The organism is Streptomyces sp. NPDC055243 (assembly GCF_044544025.1).
Taxonomy (GTDB): Bacteria; Actinomycetota; Actinomycetes; order Streptomycetales; family Streptomycetaceae; genus Streptomyces.
In genome coordinates, this window is record NZ_JBITWR010000004.1 from 514,841 (window position 1) to 537,747 (window position 22,907).

The window sequence follows — 22,907 nt, forward strand, 5'->3', positions numbered from 1 at the left end:
CGTGGGTCACGGCGTTGCAGCGGCGGGATATCTCAACTCTCGGTAAACGAATCGTAATGGAGAGTAAAGGCATTGGATAGACAAGCGGGGCAAATGGGGCACTAGATCACCCTCAAGGGTGAATAAGGCTATTCATCGGCTTGTCGGAACCTCTGATTCATGCCCCCGTGCGACGTTGGCGGCGCTGTCGGGCATTCCGGGCAATTGCCCCGTAGTGCCATCCCGAAGCCGACTCGAAGCCGACTTGAAGGAAGAAGGTGGGCGGAAGATGGCCGCCACCCAGAGGATCCAGCGGATCGCCGCGGGCATCACCGCCCTCGTGGCATGCGTCGCGGTACTGGCCGGTTGCGCGAGTGGGGACACCGGCGCCAAGGAGGGCGCGCACGGCGCCAAGAAGGCGTCCCCCGCCCCGGCCCCCAAGAGCGCGGTCCGCATGATCGGTGACGGCTCCACCGCCTTCACCGGCAGGCAACCGCACCTGCCCGAGCCCGCACGACTGAGACCCGGCCAGAAGCCACCCCAGTTCGTGGTCTTCTCCTGGGACGGCGCGGGCGAGGACAGCCAGCGGCTCTTCTCGCACTTCCGCAAGGTCGCCAAGCGCAACAACGCCACGATGACGTACTTCCTCAGCGGCGTGTACATGCTCCCCGAGGCGAAGCGGAAGCTCTACGAACCGCCGCAGCACCTGGCCGGCAGCTCGGACATCGGCTTCAACGACCGCAAGGGAATCAAGGACACCGTGGAGCAGCTCCGCGGCGCCTGGCTGGAGGGCAACGAGGTCGGCACCCACTTCAACGGCCACTTCTGCGGCCCCGGCCGCGGCGTGGGCGAGTGGACGGTCGCCGACTGGAAGAGCGAGATCAACCAGGCCAAGTCCTTCGTGAAGGCCTGGAAGACGAACACGGGCATGAAGAAGGCGCAGCCGCTGCCCTTCGACTACGACAAGGAACTCATCGGCGCCCGCACGCCCTGCCTCGAAGGCCAGAAGAACTTCATGCGGGCGGCACGCGAACTGGGCTTCCGCTACGACACCAGCGGCGTCAACAACCAGATCTGGCCCAAGAAGAAGGAAGGCCTCTGGGACCTGTCGATGCAGCTGGTCCCGGTCCCGGGCCGCAAGTTCGAGACGCTCACCATGGACTACAACTTCATGGTGAACCAGTCGGGCACGACGTCCCAGGGCGACCCGAGCAAGCACGAGTACTGGGGCGACCAGATGCGTGACGGCCTGCTCCAGGGCTTCGACCGTGCCTACAAGGGCAACCGCGCCCCGCTGATCATCGGCAACCACTTCGAGTCCTGGAACGGCGGCACCTACATGCGCGCCATCGAGGAGACGATCGAGTCGGTCTGCACCAAGCGCGACGTGCGGTGCGTCTCCTTCCGGCAACTCGCCGACTGGCTCGATGCCCAGGACCCGCAGACCGTGGAGCGCCTGACCAAACTCCCGGTCGGCAAGGCGCCGAAGGAGGGCTGGGCGTCGTTCCTCTCCGCCCAGCCCGCACCGGCCCCGAAGGGCGTCCCGGGCGCCCCGGCGGTCAAGCCGTAGCGACGGCTCGCTCACTGAGGACGAAGTCGGGGTCGACCTGGGCAGCCAGGTCGGCACCCGTCCGTTCGTTGCCCCAGCTCTGCGCGTTCTTCAGGTGGAAGTGGACCATCTGGCGGGTGTAGCGGTCCCAGTCCCTGCGCTCGTACGAGGTGTCGACGGCGCTCTGAAGTGCTTGCAGGGAGCGGCGGTTGTCGTCCTCGAGGAACTCGAACCGGGGCGGGCGGCCCTTCTCCATGGCACGCACCCAGTCCGAGTGCCCGACCGTCACCAGGAGGTCGTCGCCCACCTGCTCGCGCAGGAAGTCGATGTCGTCCTGGCCCTGCACCTTGTTGCCGACGACCTTGAGGTCGATGCCGAAGTCCCGTGCGTATTCCTTGTACTGGCGATAGACGGAGACCCCCTTCCTGGTCGGCTCGGCCACCAGGAACGTCATGTCGAAGCGGGTGAACATGCCGGACGCGAAGGAGTCCGAACCGGCGGTCATGTCGACGACCGCGTACTCGTCGCGACCGTCGACCAGGTGGTTCAGGAGCAGCTCCACCGCCCCCGTCTTGGAGTGGTAGCAGGCGACACCGAGGTCGGCTTCGGTGAACGGCCCTGTGACCATCAAACGCACCGCTGCGTCGTCGAGTTCCACCGGCCGCGCGCAGGCGTCGTACACGGGGTTGTCCTCGCGCACCCGCAGGATTCGCGAACCCTCGCCGGGCGGCGTCGTCTTGATCATTGTGTCGGCGGAGGCGATCCGCGGATTGGAGCCCCGCAGATAGTCCTTGATGAGGGGCAGGCGCGCGCCCATGGCGGGCAGCTCGGCGGCGTCCGCCTCGTCGAGCCCGAGGGCGGGGCCCAGGTGCTGGTTGATGTCGGCGTCCACCGCGAGGACCGGTGCTCCGGTGGCGGCGAGGTGTCGGATGAAGAGCGAGGACAGCGTGGTCTTGCCGCTGCCGCCCTTCCCTACGAAAGCGATCTTCATGTTCACCAAGGGTAGCCGGACGATTACCTGCCGTATCGATGCGGCGTGAAGAAGACCACTCCTTCGTGGGGGGAGCGCCAGGGGTGCGTAGGGTCGTACTCATGAGTACGACAGCCGATCCGCTCGCGGCCCTGGGTGCACTGCCCGGCGTGGCCGACTCCGTGGACTCCGTGCGCAAGGCCGTGGACCGGGTCTACGGCCACCGGATCATGCGGCGCCGCAGCAACGAGATCACCTCCGAGGCGGCGCTGCGCGGCGCGCGGGGCTCGGCGGCGCTCTCCGGTGCCGACTGGGCACTCGAAGAGGTGCGCCGACGCAGTGACTTCAGTGTCGAGGGTGATGCCCGAACGGTCGGCGCGGCTCTGCGGCTGACCGCGGAGGCCGGCCAACTCCTGTCCATCTGGCGGCAGTCGCCGCTCCGGGTCCTCGCGCGCCTCCACCTGGTCGCCGCGGCGGAGAACGACGAGGCGGCGGGGCGTCCGCGGCTGGCGGGCGAGCCGGTCGACGAGCCGCTGGTCGAACTGGACGTGCCGGACTCCGACGAGGTGGCGGGCCGCCTGGAGGGACTCTCGCAGCTGATCATCGCGGGCGGCTCCGCGCCGGCCCTGGTGACGGCGGCCGTGGTGCACGGCGAGCTGCTCAGCCTGCGCCCCTTCGGCTCGCACAACGGCCTGGTCGCGCGGGCGGCCGAGCGCATCGTCCTGGTGGGCAGCGGCCTCGACCCGAAGTCGGTGTGCCCGGCCGAGGCGGGGCACGCGGAGCAAGGGCGGGCGGCCTACGTGGCGGCGCTCGACGGCTACGCGTCCGGGACGCCGGAAGGAATGGCGGCCTGGATCGCCCACTGCGGGCGCGCGGTCGAACTGGGGGCCAGGGAGTCGACGGCGGTCTGCGAGGCGATGCAGCGCGGCGCGGCCTGAGGGCCTTGCGGGCGCTTACGGGTGCCTGCGGACGCTTACGGAAAGGGCCCTGAACAGGGTTGCGGCGGTACGAGAACTCGTACCGCCGCTGGCATGTTCACCGTGTTACCAAGCGTCCTCGAAAGTTTGCCCATCAGGTCGGGAACTTTGCCCGTCACCTGGTGCGGCTGGCCCGTAATCGACGGGTCGACGTCGCGTGGGTGCTCGGTGTTCATGCTCGGTCCGTGGGGCCTTGGTTGCGTTTAAAGGTAATCCTCTCGGATGTCCTTGGTCTCGCGGGCCGTTGACTCCTTTGTACTCCTGTCCTGGGGTAAGCGGAAGTCCTGGCACTACTTCTTTACTTTTAGGTTCAAACAAGGGTGAATCGGGCGCTTGAGGTCCGGCGCCGACTCACGAACCACACGAGCCCCGCCGTGGCCGCCGCGGCGCTCACGGCCGCCACCGCGACGACCGCGGGCCGGGACGGCTTCTGGCGCCGCTCCTTGAGCCGGACGGGTCGGTGGAAGTCGAGAATCGGCCACCCGCGCGCGAGAGCCTCGCGGCGCAGTGCGCGATCGGGGTTGACCGCGTGCGGATGCCCCACGGACTCGAGCATCGGGAGATCGGTCGCCGAGTCGCTGTAGGCGTGACAGCGATCGAGGTCGTACCCCTCGGACTCCGCGAGTTCTATGATCGCCGCCGCCTTGGTGGGGCCGTAGGCGTAGTACTCCACCTCGCCGGTGAAGCAGCCGTCGTCGCCGACCACCATCCGGGTCGCCACCACGCGGTCGGCCCCCAGGAGTTCGCCGATCGGCTCGACCACCTCGGCGCCCGAGGTGGAGACGATGACGACGTCCCGCCCCGCGGTGTGGTGCTCCTCGATGAGGGACGCGGCCTCGTCGTAGATGATCGGGTCGATCAGGTCGTGCAGCGTCTCGGCGACGATTTCCTTGACCTGCTGCACGTTCCATCCGCGGCAGAGCGCGGACAGGTACTCGCGCATCCGCTCCATCTGGTCGTGGTCGGCTCCGCCTGCGAGGAAGACGAACTGTGCATATGCAGTTCGCAGTACCGCCCTGCGGTTGATCAGGCCGCCTTGGTAGAACGACTTGCTGAAGGTGAGAGTGCTCGACTTCGCAATGACCGTCTTGTCCAGGTCAAAGAAGGCGGCTGTCCGGGGCAAGGAGTGGTTTTCCACGAGCCCGAGCATAGGCGCCCACCATTCGGCGTAAGGTGAGGCGCGTGGGTTTGCCTGAGAAGGCTCTCGGGTACACCATGGAAGTCACGGATCGTTCGCGACCGTGCTAACCCGGTCTGGCTCCTCCCCCCCCGAGTCGGACCGTGGGGACGACCCCCGCTCTCCCCCCCGGCGGGGGTCGTCGCATGTCCGGATGGGTTTTCCGGGCCTCTTCCGACCCTTATCTGATCGCCTGGCGGCTGCTGGCAGCCGTTGTGGCGATCTTTTTGCATGCCCAAGATTCGTCACTGTGTGTAGTCGTCAGGCTGCTCTGTGGAAGTCTTCGAGATGTCACCGGTATGGGTGATGGGGATATTCACAGCCCCCGCCTTGTCCACAGTTATTGACCAAGATCCACACGTTATCCGCGATCGCTGCACGCTGATTCCGCTCGTTCTGCACGCGAAGTTCATGGCCGGATTGCTTTGGCCGGCTCATCGCCCATGTGGAGCGCGGCATTCAACGGGCTTGCAGTGAGAGGGGGCTGGGGATCGTGGCTGGAGTGATTACGCGTGACGGGCCGCCGTCGTCCGATGGACGGCAGGGCGGACCGCTGATCGTCACGGAAGATGTGGACCTGCTGGACGACCTGCTGCGGCTGTGCGCCGCCGCGGGAGCGCGGCCCGAGGTGCGGCACGGCGTGCCGGAGCGCAGGGGCGGCTGGGACACGGCGCCGCTCGTCCTTGTCGGGGACGACGCGGTGGACCGCGTGCGGGGAGCCGGGCGCAGGCGCGGGGTCGTGCTGGTCGGACGGGATCAGGACGACTCCGGGGTCTGGCAGCGCGCGGTGGAGATCGGCGCCGACCATGTGCTGGTCCTGCCCGACGGCGAACGATGGCTGGTGGACCGCATCGCCGATGTCGCCGAGGGCGTGGGGCGGCCCGCGCTCACGGTGGGAGTGATCGGCGGCAGCGGCGGAGCCGGTGCGTCCACCCTGGCGTGCGCCCTGGCCGTCACGGCGGCCCGCGCTGGGCGGCGCACGATGCTCGTGGACGCCGACCCGCTCGGCGGCGGGCTGGATGTGCTCCTTGGCGGCGAGACGGCCGACGGTCTTCGCTGGCCCGCGTTCGCGCAGTCCAGGGGCCGGGTGGGCGGAGGCGCGCTCGAGGAGTCGCTGCCCGAGCTGCATGCCCTGCGGGTCCTGAGCTGGGACCGGGGCGACGCGGTGGTCATCCCGCCCGAGGCCATGCGGGCGGTGATCGCCGCCGCTCGCAGGCGGGGCGGGGTGGTCGTCGTGGATCTGCCGCGCCGCGTGGACGAAGGGGTGGCCGAGGCGCTGGCCCAGGTGGATCTGGGGCTCATGGTGGTGCCCGCGGAGCTGCGTGCGGTGGCGGGCTCCCGGCGGGTCGCGTCGGCGGTGGGGATGGTGCTGCGGGATCTGCGGGTGGTCGTCGGCAGGGGCGGCACCGGTCGCACCGGGGGCGGCGGACTCGACGGCCTCGGTGGCTTCGACGCGGAAGAGGTGGCGCGGCTGCTCGGCCTCCCGCTCGTCGGTGAGCTGCCACGGGAAGCGGGACTGCTGGCCGCGCAGGCCGGCGGAATGCCGCCCGGAGGTGTCGCACGGGGGCCGCTGGCGCGGTTCTGCGCGGCCTTCTGGGATCGGGTTCCGGTCGATGCCACCGGAGGCGGATCATGAGCGCCGCCGTCGGGGCCGTCGTGGGGGCCAGGATGCTGGACGGAGTGCGCCAGTGGCTCGCGGAGAACGGGACCGAGCCGACACCGGCCCGCGTCGCCGAGGCGCTGCGGGCCCAGGGCAGGGTCCTCGGCGACGCGGAAGTCCTGGGGGCGGCGGCGCAGCTGCGCTCGGAGCTGGTGGGCGCGGGGCCCCTGGAGACACTGCTCGCGGACGACTCGGTGACCGATGTGCTGGTGTCCGCACCCGACCGGGTCTGGGTGGACCGCGGCGGGGGCCTGGAACTGACCGGGGTGTCCTTCGGGGACGCGGCGGCGGTCCGGCGGCTCGCCCAGCGGCTCGCGGCCGTGGCCGGACGCCGGCTCGACGACGCCAGGCCCTGGGTGGACGCGCGGCTCCCGGACGGAACCCGCCTGCACGCGGTGCTGCCTCCGGTCGCCGTCGGGTCGACGTGCCTCTCCTTGCGTGTCGTACGGCCCCGGGCCTTCACCCTCGCGGAACTGACAGCGGCGGGGACGGTGCCGCCGGGCGGGGACCGGGTGCTGCGCGCCCTGCTCGACGCCAGGCTCTCGTACCTGATCAGTGGCGGTACGGGTTCGGGCAAGACGACGCTCCTGAGCGCGCTCCTGGGCCTTGTCGGGCCGGGGGAGCGGATCGTGCTCGCCGAGGACTCGGCGGAGCTGCGCCCGGAACACCCGCACGTGGTGCGTCTCGAGGCCAGGCCCGCGAATCAGGAGGGCGCCGGTCAGGTCGGCCTGGACGACTTGGTGCGCCAGGCGCTGCGGATGCGTCCCGACCGGCTGGTCGTGGGCGAGGTGCGGGGCGCGGAGGTGGTCCATCTCCTTGCCGCTCTGAACACGGGTCATGAGGGCGGCTGCGGCACGGTCCACGCCAACGCCGCCAGCGATGTGCCCGCCCGCCTGGAGGCACTGGGCACGGCGGCCGGGCTCGACCGGGCGGCGCTGCACAGCCAGTTGGCGGCCGCGCTGTCGGTGGTGCTCCATCTCGTACGGGACCGGGCGGGACGGCGGCGGATCGCCGAGGTGCACGTCCTGGAGCGCGATCCGTCCGGCCTCGTGGTGACGGTGCCCGCGCTGCGGTGGGGCGAGAAGGAGTTTGTCCGGGAGCGGGGCTGGGAGCGGCTGGACTCGCTTCTGGCGGGCGGTGGTTGGAGTGGTGGGGGATGAGTGCGGCGGGGGTGGCGGCGGCGGTGTGCGCGGGAAGCGCGGCCTGGCTGACGATCGGGCGGGACCACGGGCTGCGGCGGGCGCGGGCGGTGCTCGCGGACGGCGGCCAGCCCGCACCGGGGGACGCGGCGTGGCGGCGGGCGGTGGCCTTCGCCGGCGGACGGATGCGGCACGAGTGGTGGGCCCTGGCGGGCGGGGCGGTGGTCGCGCTGCTCGGGGAATCCGTGGTCCCGCTGGTCCTGGGGGCGGCAGGGGTTCCGCTGCTACGGCGCGTACGGCGGGCCAGAGATGCGCGCCTCGAAGGGGAGCGGCGGGCCACCGCGGTGATCGCGTTGTGCGGGGCGCTGGCGGGAGAGGTGCGGGCGGGGCGGCAGCCGGGCGAGGCGCTGAGGACCGCGGCTGGTGGAGGCCTCGGGCTTGGTGATGCCGGAGCCTGGGCCGGGCTCGGTGAGGCGCGGGCCGGGGTTCTTGCGGCGGCGCGGTTCGGCGGGGATGTGCCGAGGGCGCTTGAGGAGGCGGCGCGGGAGCCGGGCGGGCAGGGGCTGCTGGGGCTCGCGGCGTGCTGGCGGGTGGCGGTGGACCGGGGCGCCGGGCTCGCGGCGGGGCTCGAACGGCTGGAGGGCGCGCTGCGGGCCGAGCGCGATCAACGTGCGGATTTGCGAGCCCAGTTGGCGGGGGCGCGGTCGACAGCGGTGATGCTCGCGGGGCTTCCGGTCCTGGGGCTGCTCATGGGAAGCGCGCTCGGGGCGGCACCGCTGCGGGTGTTGCTGCACACCGGGGCGGGGCTCGGATGTCTGGCGGTCGGCGGGGTGTTGGAGGGCGTCGGCGTGTGGTGGGCGCTGCGGATCGTGCGGGGAGCGGAGGAGCGATGAGTCTCGATGTCCAGAAGCTGGGGGTGGCCGTGTGGGGCGTTGCGGCCGTGCTGTGGCTGATGTCGGCGGTCCTTGCGGCGCGGCGCGAGCGGGCGGTGCGGGGGCGTGCGGGAGTCGTCCTGGGGGTGGCGGAGGGGCCGCCGGGAGTCTCGTCCGGGCGGTGGTTCCGGTGGCGGGGCGCGGTGCGAGGGTGGCCGGCGGTGGTCGGAGCGGTGTGCGCCGGGTGGGTGCTGGTGGGCGGTGTTCCGGGATGCCTCGTGGGGTTGGGCGCCGGGTACGGCGTGTGGCGTTGGCGGGGGCGGGGGGTGCGCGACGCGGAGTTCGACGCCGGTGAGGCGGCTCGGCAACTGCCCTTGGCGGCGGACCTGTTGACGGCCTGTGTCGCTGCGGGCGCGGGGCCCGTCGTGGCTGCTCAGGCTGTCGGCGATGCGCTCAATGGGCCGGTCGGGGAGCGGCTCGCGCAGGGGGCCGCAGAGGTGCGGCTCGGCGCTGAACCAAGCGACGCCTGGCGGAAGTTGGGCGCGATACCGGGCGCGGGGGCGCTGGCCCGCCTGCTGGAGCGGGCGGGGGAGTCAGGGGCGCCTGCGGCGGAATCGGTGGCGCGCCTCGCCGCGGACTGCCGCGCGGAACGGGGCCGTACGGCGACGGCGGCGGCGCGCAGGGCCGGCGTCCTGATGACCGCGCCGGTGGGGCTGTTCTTCTTGCCCGCGTTCATCGCGGTGGGGGTGCTGCCTGTGCTGATCGGCCTGGCGGGTGGCTTGTTGAGCGGCATCTGAAGCGGAGTTTGGACCGCCTTCTGGGCGGCCTCTGAGCGGCTCGACGGCCGAGCTGTTGAACGGCCGAGTTGTTGGACGGCGGTCTCGTGAGGTGGGGCTGCCGTGACGTGAACGGACCGAAAAATCATGGGGGTTGCGATGTGGGGACAGCTGTGTGCGCGGGCGGGGGCGCTGCGGTGCAGGGCACGTGCGGTGCGGAAGGACGCGGGGATGGTCACTTCGGAGTACGCGATGGGGCTGATCGCGGCGGTGGGGTTCGCCGGACTGCTCTACAAGGTGGTGACGAGCGGGCAGGTCAGGGCGGCGCTGCAGGCGGTCGTGGAGAAGGCGCTCGATGTCCAGTTCTGAGGTGCCCCGTTCTGAGGTTCCCAGGTCTGAGATGCCCCGTTCTGAGCGGGTGCGGGGCGGCCGGGGCGGCCGGGCCCGCCGGTGCCGTCACGGAAACGGGGACGACGGGTTCGTGACGGCCGAGGCCGCCGTGGTGCTGCCCACGCTCGTGCTGTTCACGATGGCCCTGGTCTGGGCGTTGCTGGCCGCGTCCGCGCAGATCCAGTGCGTGGACGCGGCACGGGCCGGGGCTCGCGCGATGGCTCGGCAGGACCCCGAGAGCGCGGCCGTGGCGGCGGCTCGGCAGGCGGCGCCGCGTGGTGCGTCGGTGGCCGTGCGGCGGGATGGCGACCTGGTGCGGGTGGAGGTCGTGGCGGAATCGCCGGGGCCCCGGGCGCTTGGGCTCGGGCTGCGGTTGCGGTCGGAGGCGGTGGCGTTGGCCGAGGAGACGTTGGGGGTGGGCGCGTGAGGGGGCGGGGCTGGTTCCGGACCGGCGGGGCCGCGTCGGACCGGGGAGCCCGGCGGGGCGGCTTTCGAACCGCCGGGGTCGCGTCGGACCGGGGAGCCGCCACGGTGTGGGTCGTCGTCGTGATGGCCGTGCTGTGCGTGGTCTGCGGGGCGGTCCTCGCGATGGGGCAGGTGATCGTCGCCCGCCATCGAGCGGGCGGCGCGGCCGACTTGGCGGCGCTCGCGGCGGCGGACCACTGGATGGAGGGGCGTTCCGGGGCGTGTGCCAAGGCCGGGCGGGTGGCCGAGGCACAGGGGACGCGCATCGTGCGGTGCGCGGTGCACGGCGAGATCTCGGACGTCACCGCGGCGGCGGGCTTCGGCCCGTTCGCGGCGGAGGTCAGATCCAGGGCGGGCCCGGCGGGCCCGGTTGCTCCGGCGGCGGCAGCGGGGGCTGTGGCGGGTGCGGGGTGGCGGGCGGACGTGCGGTTGCCGCTGGCCGCCGGAGGGCTGTCAGACGGCGATGTGGCGCCTGCTGGGCGGAAGCCAGAGGTGAGGGCAGGGCGCTCGGCGCCGGGGCGGGCAGACGAAGGCCGGGCGCCGGGCGGCAGCCGCTCCTCAGGAGGAGGCGAGTGCGTCCTTAGCCGTTCCTCAGGAGGTGGGTGCGTCCTTAGCCGTTCCTCAGGAGGCGGGTGCGTCCTTGAGCGGGGCGGGCGCGTCCTTGAGCAGGGTGGTGAGGAGGCGGACGGCGCCGCGTTTGTGCAGGGGGTCGTTGCCGTTGCCGCACTTCGGGGACTGGATGCAGGAGGGGCAGCCCGCCTCGCACTCGCAGGAGGCGATGGCCTCGCGGGTGGCGGTCAGCCACTCGCGGGCCGTGTGGAAGGCCCGCTCGGCGAAGCCCGCGCCGCCCGGGTGGCCGTCGTACACGAACACGGTCGGCAGGAGCGTGTCCGGATGCAGCGGCACGGAGACGCCGCCGATGTCCCAGCGGTCGCAGGTCGCGAAGAGCGGCAGCATGCCGATGGAGGCGTGCTCGGCGGCGTGCAGGGCGCCGCCGAGGATCTCCGGATTGACGCGGGCGGCGTCCAGCTGGTCCTCGGTGACCGTCCACCAGACCGCGCGGGTGCGCAGGGTGCGGGGCGGCAGGTCCAGCTTCGTCTCGCCGAGGACCTCACCGGTGATGAGCCTGCGGCGCAGGAAGGAGACGACCTGGTTGGTGACCTCGACGGAGCCGTAGCAGAGGCGGCCGGAGCCCCAGGGGATCTCGGTGTCCGTCTCCAGGATGGAGATGGCCGTGGTGTCGCGGGCGGTCGTGGAGTAGGGCGGCCCGGCCTCCTCGACCAGGGCGACCGAGTCCTCCAGGTCCAGGCGGCGCACGAGATAGGTCCGGCCCTGGTGGAGGTGGACCGCGCCCTCGTGGACGGCGGTGTGCGCGGCGGACGCGTCGACGGTGCCGAGCAGCCTGCCCGTGCCCTCCTCGACGATCTGGATGGGCTTGCCGCCCTCGCCGCGGATGTCGGTGAGGTCGGCGGCCCGCTCCCGGCGGGTCCAGTGCCAGGCCTTCGTGCGGCGGCGCAGCAGCTTCGCGGCCTCCAGCTGCGGGAGCAGGTCCTCGGTGGCCGGGCCGAAGAGGATCAAGTCGTCGTCCGTGAGCGGGAGTTCCGCGGCGGCCGCGCAGAGGTGGGGCGCGAGGACGTACGGGTTGTCGGGGTCAAGGACCGTCGACTCCACCGGCTGCTGGAACAGCGCTTCGGGGTGGTGGACGAGATACGTGTCCAGCGGGTCGTCACGGGCGACGAGGACGGCCAGCGCGCCCTGCCCGGAGCGCCCGGCGCGGCCCGCCTGCTGCCAGAGCGAGGCGCGGGTCCCCGGATAGCCGGCGATGATCACGGCGTCCAACCCGGAGACGTCCACGCCGAGTTCGAGGGCGGTGGTGGCCGCGAGGCCGAGCAGTTCGCCCGAGTGCAGGGCGCGCTCCAGGGCGCGGCGTTCCTCGGGGAGATATCCGCCCCGGTAGGCGGCCACGCGGCGGGCCAGGGAGCGGTCGACCTCGGCGAGGCGTTCCTGGGCGATCACCGCGATCAGCTCGGCGCCGCGCCGGGAGCGTACGAAGGCGACCGAGCGGACTCCCTGGACGGTCAGGTCGGTCAGCAGGTCGGCCGTCTCGGCGGTGGCGGTGCGGCGGACGGGGGCGCCCTTCTCGCCATGCAGTTCGGTGAGCGGGGGCTCCCACAGGGCGAAGACGAGGTCGCCGCGGGGTGAGGCGTCGTCGGCGACCTCCTGCACGGGAAGCCCGATGAGGCGTTCCGCGGAGCTCGCCGGCTCGGCGGAGGTGGCGGAGGCGAGGAGGAAGACGGGGTCGGAGCCGTAGCGGGCGCAGAGGCGGCGCAGGCGGCGCAGGACCTGGGCGACGTGCGAGCCGAAGACGCCGCGGTAGGTGTGGCACTCGTCGATGACGACATAGCGCAGGGAGCGCAGGAAGGAGGACCAGCGGGGGTGGGACGGGAGTATCCCGCGGTGCAGCATGTCGGGGTTGGTCAGGACGTAGTTGGCGTACTGACGTACCCATTCGCGTTCTTCGACGGGGGTGTCGCCGTCGTACACGGCGGGGCGGATCGCGTTGCCCAGGGGCGCCGCCAGTTCGCGCACCGCGCGGCGCTGGTCGGCGGCCAGGGCCTTGGTCGGGGCCAGGTACAGCGCGGTCGTGCCGCGGCCGTTGGGGGCCTCCGAGCCGTCCAGGAGGGCCGAGAGGACGGGGGTGAGGTAGGCGAGCGACTTTCCCGATGCGGTTCCGGTGGCGACGATGACCGATTCGCCGTCCAGGGCGTGCTCGGCGGCGAGCGCCTGGTGGGCCCAGGGATGCTCGATCCCTGCCGACTGGACCGCGGAGACGACCTCGGAACGGATGCGATCAGGCCAGACTGCATATCGGGCCTCGCGCGGGGGCAAGTGCTCCGTATGAGTGACGCGCGAAGCACGGCTCGGCCCCGCGGTGAGGCGGTCCAGGACCGCCCGCGGAGACGTGCGTACCGGGGCGCCCGAGGTGGGTCCGCCCGGTTGAGAAAAGTTGGCCATCGGCACCGAGTGTGTCACCGGCGGGATGGACAATGGTCCCAAGGCGTCGTGCACGCCTGCCGGTAAGTGATTGAATGCCATCGCGGCTGGCGATCCGTCCTGGGGGCTCTGCCGAGGTGTCCCGAGGGATGACCGCTCGATAGCAAGGTGCTGGAGGATCCGTGGACCTGTCCCTGTCGACCCGTACCGTCGGCGATCGTACGGTCGTCGAGGTCGGTGGCGAAATCGATGTTTATACCGCGCCCAAGTTGCGCGAACAGTTGGTCGAGTTGGTGAACGACGGCAGTTTCCACCTGGTCGTCGACATGGAGGGCGTGGACTTCCTCGACTCCACCGGGCTCGGCGTGCTGGTCGGCGGCCTGAAGCGGGTGCGTGCCCATGAGGGCTCGCTGCGCCTGGTCTGCAACCAGGAGCGCATTTTGAAGATCTTCCGCATCACCGGCCTGACCAAGGTGTTCCCCATTCACACCTCGGTCGAGGAAGCGGTCGCGGCCACCGACTGAGAGCCGGACGTCCCGGGTCGGCTGCTTGCGCGGCCCGGGAGTGGCAGAACAGCAGGGGACCGGGCCCTCGGCCCGGCCCCCTGACAGCACGCGCGTATGTCCGAGGGGGATGCATGGCCACCGTTGAACTCCGCTTCAGCGCGCTGCCCGAGCACGTCAGGACCGCCCGGCTCGTGGCGGCCGCGGTCGCGCGCAGGGCCGGAGTGGACGAGGCCGTCCTCGACGAGGTCAGACTCGCTGTCGGAGAGGCCTGCACGCGCGCCGTGGGGCTGCACCAGAGCAACGGCGTCTCGGCGCCGGTGCGGGTCGCCCTGATCGAGGACGAGAAGCAGTTCTCCATCGAGGTCGGCGACGAGGCCCCGCACGCGATTCCCGGCGACCGGGAACCCGGCTCCGGGCCCGGTGCGGGCGTCGATCCGGACGCCGAGGGTGAGGACGAGATGGGTCTCGCCGTCATCAGCGGGCTCGTGGACGACGTGGAGGTCACCGCGGGCGAGGGCGGTGGTCTCATCCGGATGACGTGGCCGACCACCCCGGCGCCGCTTCTCTGACCCGGACCCGGCGGGTCCACCCACCCCCTCCTTCTCGTCGTATCAAGGTCTTGCTCCCGACTCGGGAGCAGGGCCTTTTTCTTTTGTGGATCATTGCCTCAGTCAATTGCCTCGGGACTGCCGACTGCCGTCAACGCTTTTGGGGCATTACCGCTTTCGGGTCCATTCTGCGGTCGCGATCATTTGCTGGGAAGCAATCTCGAGCCAATTCCGTTTGCGGCGCTCTGTTTTGATCAGGTTCCGCTCCCTACAATCCGTCCACATCTTGAGCTCAGCCCCAGCGTCAAGGAGGACGAATGGCGGGGCTTTCTTCCCCTCATCAGTTTGATCACCCCTCAACCTTCGCAGCCGCAGTACTGACCGACGACAACCGCCTCATCGTGATGGTCATCGCGGCCGTCGCGGTCGCGGCGCTCGCGGTCGCCTGGGTACTTGTACGCCAGGTACTCGCGGCCGACGAGGGCACCGACAGCATGAAGAAGATCGCGAAGGCGATCCAGGAGGGCGCCAATGCCTACCTCGGCAGGCAGTTGCGCACTCTCGGTGTTTTCGCCGTCGTGGTGTTCTTCCTGCTCATGCTGCTGCCCGCAGACGACTGGAATCAGCGTGCCGGCCGATCGATCTTCTTCTTGATCGGTGCGGTGTTCTCGGCGACCACCGGCTATATCGGCATGTGGCTCGCCGTACGCAGCAATGTTCGTGTGGCGGCAGCCGCACGAGAGGCCACTCCGGCGGAAGGTGAACCCGAAAAGGATCTCACCGCTGTTTCGCACAAGGCCATGAAGATCGCTTTCCGCACGGGCGGCGTTGTCGGCATGTTCACGGTCGGGCTCGGTCTTCTGGGCGCCTCCACTGTGGTGCTGGTCTACGCGGCCGACGCGCCGAAGGTCCTCGAGGGCTTCGGCCTCGGGGCGGCGCTGATCGCGATGTTCATGCGTGTGGGCGGCGGCATCTTCACCAAGGCCGCCGACGTCGGCGCCGACCTGGTCGGCAAGGTCGAGCAGGGCATTCCGGAGGACGACCCGAGGAATGCCGCGACCATCGCCGACAACGTGGGCGACAACGTCGGCGACTGTGCGGGAATGGCCGCCGACCTCTTCGAGTCCTATGCGGTGACCCTGGTCGCCGCACTGATCCTCGGCAAGGTCGCGTTCGGCGACGCCGGGCTCGCCTTCCCGCTGATCGTTCCGGCGATCGGCGTCGTGACGGCGATGATCGGCATCTTCGCGGTGGCGCCCCGGCGCTCCGACCGCAGCGGGATGACCGCCATCAACCGCGGGTTCTTCATCTCGGCGATCATCTCGCTGGTGCTCGTGGCCGTGGCGGTCTTCGTCTACCTGCCGTCGTCGTACGCCGACCTGGACGGCGTCACGGACGCGACGATCGCGGGTCACGCCGGCGATCCGCGCGTTCTCGCGGTGGTCGCCGTCGCGATCGGCATCGTGATGGCCGCGCTGATCCAGCAGCTCACCGGGTACTTCACGGAGACCACCCGGCGGCCCGTGAAGGACATCGGCAAGACGTCGCTCACCGGCCCGGCCACCGTCGTTCTGGCGGGCATCTCGATCGGGCTCGAATCGGCCGTCTACACCGCGCTCCTGATCGGGCTCGGCGTGTACGGGGCGTTCCTGCTCGGCGGTACGTCGATCATGCTCGCCCTGTTCGCGGTGGCGCTCGCCGGAACCGGCCTGCTCACCACGGTCGGCGTGATCGTCGCCATGGACACCTTCGGTCCGGTCTCCGACAACGCGCAGGGCATCGCGGAGATGTCCGGCGACGTCGAGGGCGCGGGCGCGCAGGTGCTCACCGACCTGGACGCCGTCGGCAACACCACCAAGGCCATCACCAAGGGCATCGCCATCGCCACGGCCGTTCTCGCGGCCGCCGCGCTCTTCGGCTCGTATCGCGACGCCATCGCGACCGCGGCCAAGGACGTCGGCGAGAAGATGGGCGACGGCGCCCCGATGAACCTCGTGATGGACATCTCACAGCCCAACAACCTGGTCGGCCTGATCTTGGGCGCCGCGGTCGTCTTCCTCTTCTCGGGGCTCGCGATCAACGCGGTGTCGAGGTCGGCGGGAGCGGTGGTCTACGAGGTGCGGCGGCAGTTCCGCGAGCACCCCGGGATCATGGACTACTCCGAGGAACCGGAGTACGGGCGCGTCGTCGACATCTGCACCAAGGACGCGCTGCGCGAGCTGGCCACCCCGGGTCTGCTCGCCGTGCTGACACCGATCGCGGTCGGCTTCTCGCTCGGCGTCGGCGCGCTCGGCTCGTTCCTGGCGGGCGCGATCGGCACGGGCACGCTGATGGCGGTCTTCCTCGCCAACTCCGGCGGCGCCTGGGACAACGCGAAGAAGCTCGTCGAGGACGGCCACCACGGCGGCAAGGGCAGTGAGGCCCATGCCGCGGTGGTGATCGGTGACACCGTCGGTGACCCGTTCAAGGACACCGCGGGCCCGGCGATCAACCCGCTCCTGAAGGTGATGAACCTGGTGGCGCTGCTCATCGCGCCCGCGGTCGTCCAGTTCAGCTACGGGGACGACGCGAGCGCCGGGGTGCGGGCCGTGATCGCGGTGCTCTCGATCCTGGTCATCATCGGCGCGGTGTACGTCTCCAAGAGGCGAGGCATCGCCGTGGGCGACCAGGAGGAAGGTGGTGCGGAGCGAGTAGGCAACTCGGCTGACCCGGCCGTGGTTTCGTAACACCGGGTCAGACTCTGCCCAACACACGGGCGGGCGGCGCGTTTTGACGCGGCGTCCGCCCTTCGTGTGCCTGGCCGTGCGCCCGGTGAAACTCTCGTGAGCCTTCTCTCGCGCTCTCTGCTTGGTGCAAATGGCTTCAATAGGGGTGGTACCGGGCCCCCGGCATGCGGTTGTAGCCCAGTTGGCGTGTAAGTTCCGGGGCCGAGAGCCATGGAAGGGACCAATCCGGTGAACAAGAAGCTTGCAGCCGCACTGTCCGGCGGTGCGGTACTGGTACTGGCGCTGTCGGGCTGCAGCGACGACGGCAACGAGAAGCTGGACTCCTGGGCCAAGGACGTCTGTGACTCGGTCCAGCCGCAGTCGAAGAAGATCGCCGCGGCCAACGCCGCGATCCAGAAGGAGACCTCGGACAACAGCTCGCCGGAGGACGTCCAGAAGACCGACTCCAAGGCGTTCCAGGACATGTCCGACGCCTACAAGGCGATGGGCACCGCCGTGAAGGACGCGGGTGCCCCGCCGGTCGACGGCGGCCAGAAGAAGACCGACGACGCGGTCAAGGAACTGAACGCCATCTCCAAGTCGTACGGCGACCTGAAGAAGAAGGTCGACGGCCTGGACACCAAGAACCAGGCGGACTTCGCGGACGGTCTCAAGAGCGTCGCGGGAGAGCTGGACAAGCTGAGCAAGAGCGGCAACGAGGCCCTTGAGAAGTTGCAGGAGGGCGAGGTGGGCAAGGCGATGAGCAAGCAGGACAGCTGCAAGTCCGCCAGCGCCACGCCTTCCGCCGCCTAGGGGTTGTCCCCTCCTTGACGTGCTGCCCCGGAGCCTGGGGGACTACCCCGTCGGCTCCGGGGCAGCGTTGCGTCGAGCTGCGCCAGGGTGGGACCCGCCCTGCGGACGCCTGCCCGCAGCGGGGACGGCTAGGAACGGAGTATCGGGTCACAATGAAGGGGTGAGTATCGCTAGCGCCCCCCTGCCCTCGTCCGATCGTGCCGACGTCTCCGCCCAGTTGCGGGAAGCCCTGCTGGCGGCCGACTTCACCGCTGATGGGCTGCTCGAGCTTCTCGGGGCGCCTGCCTACACGGCGCTCGCCCGCAGCGAGACGGTGCCCGCGCTGCGGGCCACCCGCGGCGAAGGGCCGCTGGAGACGCTCGTACGGCTCTTCCTGCTCCAGCGTTCCGTGCCGCACGCGCGCGTGGCGGCCGTTCTGCCCGTCGGCCCTCTACTGGAGGGCGGTTGGCTGTCCGCGGCGGACGGTGAGGGCGCGCTGAAGGCGACGGTGGACGTGCGGCCCTACGGCGGGCCCAGCGGCGAGGACTGGTTCATCGTCTCGGACCTGGGGTGCGCCGTCGGCGGTGCCGGTGGCATCGGCAGCCATGACGAAGGGGTCGTCCTCGGTGTCGGCGGGGCCTCGACGACGCTCGCCGGACTCACGGTGCGTGCACCGGTGGCCAGCGCTCTCGACCTCGGCACCGGCTCCGGGATCCAGGCGTTGCACGCCGCGCAACACGCCACCCGGGTGACCGCGACCGACCTCAACCCCCGGGCCCTGCACATCACACGGCTCACCCTCGCGCTCTCCGGGGCGCCGGAGGCGGACCTGCGCGAGGGCTCCCTCTTCGAACCCGTGGGCGAGGAGACGTACGACCTGATCGTGTCCAATCCGCCCTTCGTGATCTCTCCCGGGGCGCGGCTCACCTACCGCGACGGCGGGATGGGCGGGGACGATCTGTGCCGGTCGCTCGTTCAGCAGGCGGGGGAGCGGTTGAACGAAGGGGGGTACGCGCACTTCCTCGCCAACTGGCAGCACGTGGACGGCGAGGAGTGGACCGAGCGGCTCCGTTCCTGGGTGCCGCGCGGGTGCGACGCGTGGATCGTGCAGCGCGAGGTGCAGGACATCACGCAGTACGCCGAGCTGTGGCTGCGGGACGCCGGGGACCACCGCACGGACCCAGAGGAGTACGCGGCGCGGTACGACGCGTGGCTGGACGAGTTCGAGGCCCGCAAGACGCGCGCGGTCGGGTTCGGGTGGATCACGCTGCGCAAGACCGGTGCCGGAACGGGCGCAGGTGCCGCCGAGCCGTCCGTGACCGTGGAGGAGTGGCCGCACCCCGTCGAGCAGCCGCTGGGCGAGACGGTGCGGGAGCACTTCGCGCGCCAGGACTTCCTGCGGGCACACGACGACGCCGCGCTGCTCGCGGGGCACTTCAAGCTCGCGGACGAGGTCGTGCAGGAGCAGGTCGGGCTCCCCGGCGCCGAGGACCCCGAGCACGTCGTGCTGCGCCAGCACCGCGGGATGCGGCGGGCCACCAAGGTGGACACGGTGGGCGCGGGCTTCGCCGGTGTGTGCGACGGGACGCTGAGCGCGGGGCGGATCCTCGACGCGATCGCCCAACTGGTGGGGGAGGACCCCGTATTGCTGCGGGACCGCACGCCCGCGCAGATCAGGCTCCTCGTCGAGCAGGGCTTCCTGGAGCCTGCCGGGTCGTAGCGGCGCCGTGCGGGCCGTGAGGCGGGCCGCCGGTCCGTTGGCGGTACGCGTACGGCGTGTCTCGTACGTTTCGGGGACATCGCTCCCCCGTTCTGGGTGGGATGGATGGGCGTCGGCGACCGCTGGACGTACATCGAGAAGGTGGACTGTGCGAACCGCCGAGAGGTGACCGGTTCCGGTCGGGTCGGACCCGGCGCCGGCCGGTGATTCAGGCCGGGCGCCCTCCGTTCACCCGGGGTTCGCGCCCCGGCTTCCCGGGCGTGCCAGTTTCCCAATCCGGGAACTCAGTACGGGGAGGCAATGCCATGGAGAGCGGACCAGCGATCTTCGCGGGCACGGTATTCGCGCTGTTCGGAGCTGGGCTGCTGCTGTGGACCGGGGCACGCGTGGCGCACCGCTCGCCGGTCGCCCAGGGTGTGAACCCTGTCGCATCGGCGACACTCGCGGCGCTTGCCGGGTCGGGCGCGCTGATGCTCGGAGTGTGGTGTTTCACTCGGCTGTGACCGGAAGTGGTCGGTGGCCTCGGGACACGTACGGGCCGTAGGCCCGGCGCAGGTGCCGGGCCGGTGCGGTGCCGGTCGTGAAGCCGGTGGTGAAAGGGCAGGTCGCCACTCCGGGCGGCAGGAATGGCGGTAGTCGGGTTACCGTTCGAGTGGCCGTTGCGGGCTTTTCCCGTTTGACACGGGGGCGGGATGTACCGTCACACTCCGCAGCGTCAGCGCAACGCAAGCGCACCGAGCGAGGCCACGCAGCACGGCCACCGAGTACCGACCGGAGAGAAGAGCGAAGTTGTCCCCGACCAGCGAGACCGCAAAGGGCGGCCGCCGACTCGTCATCGTCGAGTCGCCTGCCAAGGCGAAGACGATCAAGGGTTACCTCGGCCCCGGCTACGTAGTCGAGGCGAGCGTCGGGCACATCCGCGACCTCCCCAACGGCGCCGCGGAGGTACCCGACAAGTACACCGGCGAGGTGCGCCGTCTCGGCGTGGACGTCGAGAACGACTTCGAGCCCATCTATGTCGTCAACTCCGACAAGAAGGCGCAGGTCAAGAAGCTCAAGGACCTGCTGAAGGACTCCGACGAACTCTTCCTCGCCACCGATGAGGACCGCGAGGGCGAAGCCATCGCGTGGCACCTCCTCGAGGTCCTGAAGCCCAAGGTCCCGGTCAAGCGGATGGTCTTCCACGAGATCACCAAGGCCGCGATCCAGGGCGCCGTCGCCAACCCGCGCGAGCTCAACAAGCGCATGGTCGACGCCCAGGAGACCCGCCGCATCCTCGACCGTCTCTACGGCTACGAGGTCTCGCCGGTCCTGTGGAAGAAGGTCATGCCGCGCCTGTCGGCGGGCCGTGTCCAGTCCGTGGCGACCCGCCTCGTCGTCGAGCGTGAGCGCGAGCGCATCGCCTTCCGCTCCGCCGAGTACTGGGACCTGACGGGCACCTTCGGCACCGGCCGCACCGGTGACGCGTCCGACCCCTCGCAGCTGGTCGCCCGCCTCACCACGGTCGACGGCAAGCGCATCGCGCAGGGCCGTGACTTCAACTCGGTCGGACAGCTCAAGTCCGACACGCTGCACCTGGACGAGGCGAACGCCCGTTCGCTCGCCGCGGCCCTGGAGAACACCCGGTTCGCGGTCCGCTCCGTCGAGTCCAAGCCCTACCGCCGCTCGCCGTACGCGCCGTTCCGTACGACGACGCTGCAGCAGGAGGCCAGCCGCAAGCTGGGCTTCGGCGCGAAGGCCACGATGCAGGTGGCCCAGAAGCTGTACGAGAACGGCTTCATCACCTACATGCGTACGGACTCCACGACGCTGTCCGACACGGCGATCACCGCCGCCCGCGCCCAGGTCACGCAGCTCTACGGCAGCGACTACCTGCCGGACAAGCCCCGCACGTACGCCGGGAAGGTCAAGAACGCGCAGGAGGCGCACGAGGCGATCCGTCCTTCGGGTGATCGTTTCCGCACGCCCGCCGAGACCGGCCTGACCGGCGACCAGTTCCGGCTCTACGAGCTGATCTGGAAGCGGACCGTCGCCTCCCAGATGAAGGACGCGGTCGGCAACTCCGTCACGGTCAAGATCGGTGGCACGGCCGCCGACGGCCGCGACGCAGAGTTCAACGCGTCCGGCAAGACCATCACCTTCCACGGCTTCATGAAGGCCTACGTAGAGGGCGCGGACGACCCGAACGCCGAGCTCGACGACCGTGAGCGCAGGCTCCCGCAGGTCAGCGAGGGCGACGCGCTGTCCGCCGACGAGATCTCGGTCGACGGCCACGCGACCAAGCCGCCGGCCCGCTACACCGAGGCCTCGCTGGTCAAGGAGCTCGAAGAGCGCGAGATCGGCCGCCCGTCGACGTACGCGTCGATCCTCGGCACGATCCTCGACCGCGGCTACGTCTTCAAGAAGGGCACGGCCCTGGTGCCCTCCTTCTTGTCCTTCGCCGTGGTCAACCTCCTGGAGACGCACTTCGGGCGGCTCGTCGACTACGACTTCACCGCACGCATGGAGGACGACCTCGACCGCATCGCGCGGGGCGAGGCCCAGGCCGTGCCGTGGCTGCGGCGCTTCTACTTCGGCGAGGGCGACGACGCGGGTGCCGCCTCCAACGCGGGCAACGGCGACGGCGACCACCTCGGCGGGCTCAAGGAACTGGTGACCGACCTGGGCGCGATCGACGCCCGGGAGATCTCCTCCTTCCCCGTCGGTGACGGCATCGTGCTGCGGGTCGGCCGCTACGGCCCGTACATCGAGCGCGGCGAGAAGGACGCGGAGGGCCACCAGCGCGCCGACGTGCCCGACGACATGCCGCCGGACGAGCTGACCGTCGAGTACGCCGAGGAGCTGCTCGCCAAGCCGAGCGGCGACTTCGCGCTCGGCACCGACCCCGCGTCGGGCCACGAGATCATCGCCAGGGACGGCCGCTACGGCCCGTACGTCACCGAGGTGCTCCCCGAGGGCACCCCGAAGACCGGCAAGAACGCGGTCAAGCCGCGGACGGCCTCGCTCTTCAAGTCCATGTCACTCGACACGGTGACGCTCGAGGACGCCCTGAAGCTGATGTCCCTGCCGCGCGTGGTCGGGACGGACGCCGAGGGCGTGGAGATCACCGCGCAGAACGGCCGCTACGGCCCGTATCTGAAGAAGGGCACGGACTCGCGGTCCATCGAGACCGAGGAGCAGCTCTTCAACATCACGTTGGACGAGGCCCTCGCGATCTACGCCCAGCCCAAGCAGCGCGGGCGGGCCGCCGCCAAGCCGCCGCTGAAGGAGCTCGGCGAGGACCCGGTCAGCGGAAAGCCGGTCGTCGTCAAGGACGGCCGCTTCGGGGCGTACGTCACGGACGGCGAGACGAACGCGACGCTGCGGGCGGCCGACAGCGTCGAGGACATCACCGCCGAGCGGGGCTACGAACTGCTCGCCGAGAAGCGGGCGAAGGGTCCGGCCAAGAAGACCGCCAAGAAGGCGGCCAAGAAGGCTCCCGCCAAGAAGACGGCAGCGAAGAAGACGGCCGCCAAGAAGACGACGGCCGCGAAGAAGACCACTACGAAGACGGCCGCCGCCAAGAAGACCGCGGCTTCGGCCGCGCAGGCGTCCGACGCCGAGTAGGCAGTCGGCCGTACAGGCAGTCGCGCGGCTGCGTACGTCACCTGGTGACGGCGCTGTGAAGGTGTGAACCGAAGGGGCGCCC

Annotated in this window: 18 protein-coding genes and 1 pseudogene; 16 read left to right on the forward strand and 3 right to left on the reverse strand. The window is 70.7% G+C overall.

The features are described 5' to 3' along the window. Positions 1–268: 268 nt before the first annotated feature. Entirely contained in the window at positions 269–1,549 is a 1,281-nt protein-coding gene (locus tag ACIGXX_RS15215; RefSeq protein ID WP_361467725.1) for a hypothetical protein, read from the forward strand. Here the strand turns inward: ACIGXX_RS15215 and ACIGXX_RS15220 are convergent. Next, entirely contained in the window at positions 1,539–2,519 is a 981-nt protein-coding gene (locus ACIGXX_RS15220) for an ATP-binding protein (RefSeq protein ID WP_351166904.1), read from the reverse strand. The two genes, ACIGXX_RS15215 and ACIGXX_RS15220, sit on opposite strands and share 11 nt — an antisense overlap. A 101-nt stretch (positions 2,520–2,620) precedes the next feature. Between ACIGXX_RS15220 and ACIGXX_RS15225 the strand changes: the two genes are divergently transcribed. After that, the gene (locus ACIGXX_RS15225; protein WP_399975836.1) at positions 2,621–3,436 is read left to right on the forward strand and encodes an oxidoreductase; all 816 of its coding nucleotides are present in this window, start codon (positions 2,621–2,623) and stop codon (positions 3,434–3,436) included. Positions 3,437–3,785: 349 nt separating this feature from the next. Here the strand turns inward: ACIGXX_RS15225 and ACIGXX_RS15230 are convergent, their stop codons facing one another. After that, positions 3,786–4,625 (reverse strand): HAD family hydrolase, encoded by an 840-nt coding sequence (locus ACIGXX_RS15230; RefSeq protein ID WP_399975839.1) that lies wholly within the window; start codon positions 4,623–4,625, stop codon positions 3,786–3,788. Positions 4,626–5,145: 520 nt separating this feature from the next. On the opposite strand from ACIGXX_RS15230, the gene ssd reads away from it, so the two are divergent. From ssd to ACIGXX_RS15265, 7 genes and pseudogenes are all read left to right on the forward strand, one after another. After that, positions 5,146–6,288, forward strand: a complete 1,143-nt coding sequence (ssd, locus tag ACIGXX_RS15235; RefSeq protein WP_351166898.1) for a septum site-determining protein Ssd — start codon at positions 5,146–5,148, stop codon at positions 6,286–6,288. Then, on the forward strand, positions 6,285–7,472 hold the full coding sequence (locus tag ACIGXX_RS15240) for a TadA family conjugal transfer-associated ATPase (protein WP_351166896.1): 1,188 nt from the start codon (positions 6,285–6,287) through the stop codon (positions 7,470–7,472). Before ssd ends, ACIGXX_RS15240 begins: the two co-directional genes overlap by 4 nt. Beyond that, a complete protein-coding gene (locus tag ACIGXX_RS15245) occupies positions 7,469–8,344 on the forward strand; it encodes a type II secretion system F family protein (protein ID WP_361467711.1) in 876 nt (291 codons plus the stop codon). Before ACIGXX_RS15240 ends, ACIGXX_RS15245 begins: the two co-directional genes overlap by 4 nt. Then, positions 8,341–9,120, forward strand: a complete 780-nt coding sequence (locus ACIGXX_RS15250) for a type II secretion system F family protein (protein WP_399975844.1) — start codon at positions 8,341–8,343, stop codon at positions 9,118–9,120. The genes ACIGXX_RS15245 and ACIGXX_RS15250 overlap by 4 nt, the downstream gene beginning before the upstream one ends. A 138-nt stretch (positions 9,121–9,258) precedes the next feature. After that, complete coding sequence (locus ACIGXX_RS15255; protein WP_399976004.1) at positions 9,259–9,468, forward strand: DUF4244 domain-containing protein; 210 nt, start codon at positions 9,259–9,261, stop codon at positions 9,466–9,468. Positions 9,469–9,499: 31 nt separating this feature from the next. After that, positions 9,500–9,916 carry a TadE family type IV pilus minor pilin gene (locus ACIGXX_RS15260; RefSeq protein WP_399975847.1) on the forward strand — a complete coding sequence of 139 codons (417 nt, stop codon included), beginning with the start codon at positions 9,500–9,502 and terminating at the stop codon, positions 9,914–9,916. After that, positions 9,913–10,302, forward strand: a pseudogene (locus tag ACIGXX_RS15265) (Rv3654c family TadE-like protein); the annotation flags it as partial. The gene ACIGXX_RS15260 and the pseudogene ACIGXX_RS15265, both read left to right, overlap by 4 nt. Positions 10,303–10,575: 273 nt before the next feature. On the opposite strand, the gene ACIGXX_RS15270 reads toward ACIGXX_RS15265, so the two are convergent. Continuing rightward, positions 10,576–13,050: a DEAD/DEAH box helicase gene (locus ACIGXX_RS15270; RefSeq protein WP_351166889.1), complete on the reverse strand. Its 2,475-nt coding sequence runs from the start codon at positions 13,048–13,050 to the stop codon at positions 10,576–10,578. Positions 13,051–13,130: 80 nt separating this feature from the next. On the opposite strand from ACIGXX_RS15270, the gene bldG reads away from it, so the two are divergent. The 7 genes from bldG to topA all read left to right on the forward strand — a co-directional run bounded on the left by bldG (position 13,131) and on the right by topA (position 22,825). After that, positions 13,131–13,472 (forward strand): anti-sigma factor antagonist BldG, encoded by a 342-nt coding sequence (bldG, locus tag ACIGXX_RS15275; RefSeq protein WP_003975386.1) that lies wholly within the window; start codon positions 13,131–13,133, stop codon positions 13,470–13,472. Between the two features lie 113 nt (positions 13,473–13,585). Further along, a complete protein-coding gene (locus ACIGXX_RS15280; RefSeq protein WP_351166887.1) occupies positions 13,586–14,023 on the forward strand; it encodes an ATP-binding protein in 438 nt (145 codons plus the stop codon). A 296-nt stretch (positions 14,024–14,319) separates the two neighbouring features. Further along, positions 14,320–16,728 (forward strand): sodium-translocating pyrophosphatase, encoded by a 2,409-nt coding sequence (locus tag ACIGXX_RS15285; protein ID WP_361467702.1) that lies wholly within the window; start codon positions 14,320–14,322, stop codon positions 16,726–16,728. Between the two features lie 210 nt (positions 16,729–16,938). Continuing rightward, on the forward strand, positions 16,939–17,520 hold the full coding sequence (locus tag ACIGXX_RS15290) for a small secreted protein (protein ID WP_351166883.1): 582 nt from the start codon (positions 16,939–16,941) through the stop codon (positions 17,518–17,520). A gap of 160 nt (positions 17,521–17,680) precedes the next feature. Beyond that, on the forward strand, positions 17,681–19,219 hold the full coding sequence (locus tag ACIGXX_RS15295) for a class I SAM-dependent methyltransferase (RefSeq protein ID WP_351166881.1): 1,539 nt from the start codon (positions 17,681–17,683) through the stop codon (positions 19,217–19,219). A 305-nt stretch (positions 19,220–19,524) separates the two neighbouring features. Further along, complete coding sequence (locus ACIGXX_RS15300) at positions 19,525–19,722, forward strand: hypothetical protein (protein ID WP_351166879.1); 198 nt, start codon at positions 19,525–19,527, stop codon at positions 19,720–19,722. A 286-nt stretch (positions 19,723–20,008) separates the two neighbouring features. Beyond that, positions 20,009–22,825 (forward strand): type I DNA topoisomerase, encoded by a 2,817-nt coding sequence (gene topA / locus ACIGXX_RS15305; RefSeq protein ID WP_383816104.1) that lies wholly within the window; start codon positions 20,009–20,011, stop codon positions 22,823–22,825. Positions 22,826–22,907 lie beyond the last annotated feature (82 nt).

Bases quoted from the DNA above. Each gene is read 5' to 3' on its own strand.
- ACIGXX_RS15250 (WP_399975844.1), top strand. From the start codon at position 8,341: ATGAGTCTCGATGTCCAGAAGCTGGGGGTGGCCGTGTGGGGCGTTGCG.
- ACIGXX_RS15245 (WP_361467711.1), top strand. From the start codon at position 7,469: ATGAGTGCGGCGGGGGTGGCGGCGGCGGTGTGCGCGGGAAGCGCGGCC.
- ACIGXX_RS15290 (WP_351166883.1), top strand. From the start codon at position 16,939: ATGGAAGGGACCAATCCGGTGAACAAGAAGCTTGCAGCCGCACTGTCC.
- ACIGXX_RS15220 (WP_351166904.1), bottom strand. From the start codon at position 2,519: ATGAAGATCGCTTTCGTAGGGAAGGGCGGCAGCGGCAAGACCACGCTG.
- ACIGXX_RS15285 (WP_361467702.1), top strand. From the start codon at position 14,320: ATGGCGGGGCTTTCTTCCCCTCATCAGTTTGATCACCCCTCAACCTTC.
- ACIGXX_RS15280 (WP_351166887.1), top strand. From the start codon at position 13,586: ATGGCCACCGTTGAACTCCGCTTCAGCGCGCTGCCCGAGCACGTCAGG.
- ACIGXX_RS15270 (WP_351166889.1), bottom strand. From the start codon at position 13,050: ATGGCATTCAATCACTTACCGGCAGGCGTGCACGACGCCTTGGGACCA.
- ACIGXX_RS15230 (WP_399975839.1), bottom strand. From the start codon at position 4,625: ATGCTCGGGCTCGTGGAAAACCACTCCTTGCCCCGGACAGCCGCCTTC.
- ACIGXX_RS15260 (WP_399975847.1), top strand. From the start codon at position 9,500: ATGCCCCGTTCTGAGCGGGTGCGGGGCGGCCGGGGCGGCCGGGCCCGC.
- ACIGXX_RS15225 (WP_399975836.1), top strand. From the start codon at position 2,621: ATGAGTACGACAGCCGATCCGCTCGCGGCCCTGGGTGCACTGCCCGGC.
- ACIGXX_RS15300 (WP_351166879.1), top strand. From the start codon at position 19,525: ATGGAGAGCGGACCAGCGATCTTCGCGGGCACGGTATTCGCGCTGTTC.
- ACIGXX_RS15215 (WP_361467725.1), top strand. From the start codon at position 269: ATGGCCGCCACCCAGAGGATCCAGCGGATCGCCGCGGGCATCACCGCC.
- ACIGXX_RS15240 (WP_351166896.1), top strand. From the start codon at position 6,285: ATGAGCGCCGCCGTCGGGGCCGTCGTGGGGGCCAGGATGCTGGACGGA.
- ACIGXX_RS15255 (WP_399976004.1), top strand. From the start codon at position 9,259: ATGTGGGGACAGCTGTGTGCGCGGGCGGGGGCGCTGCGGTGCAGGGCA.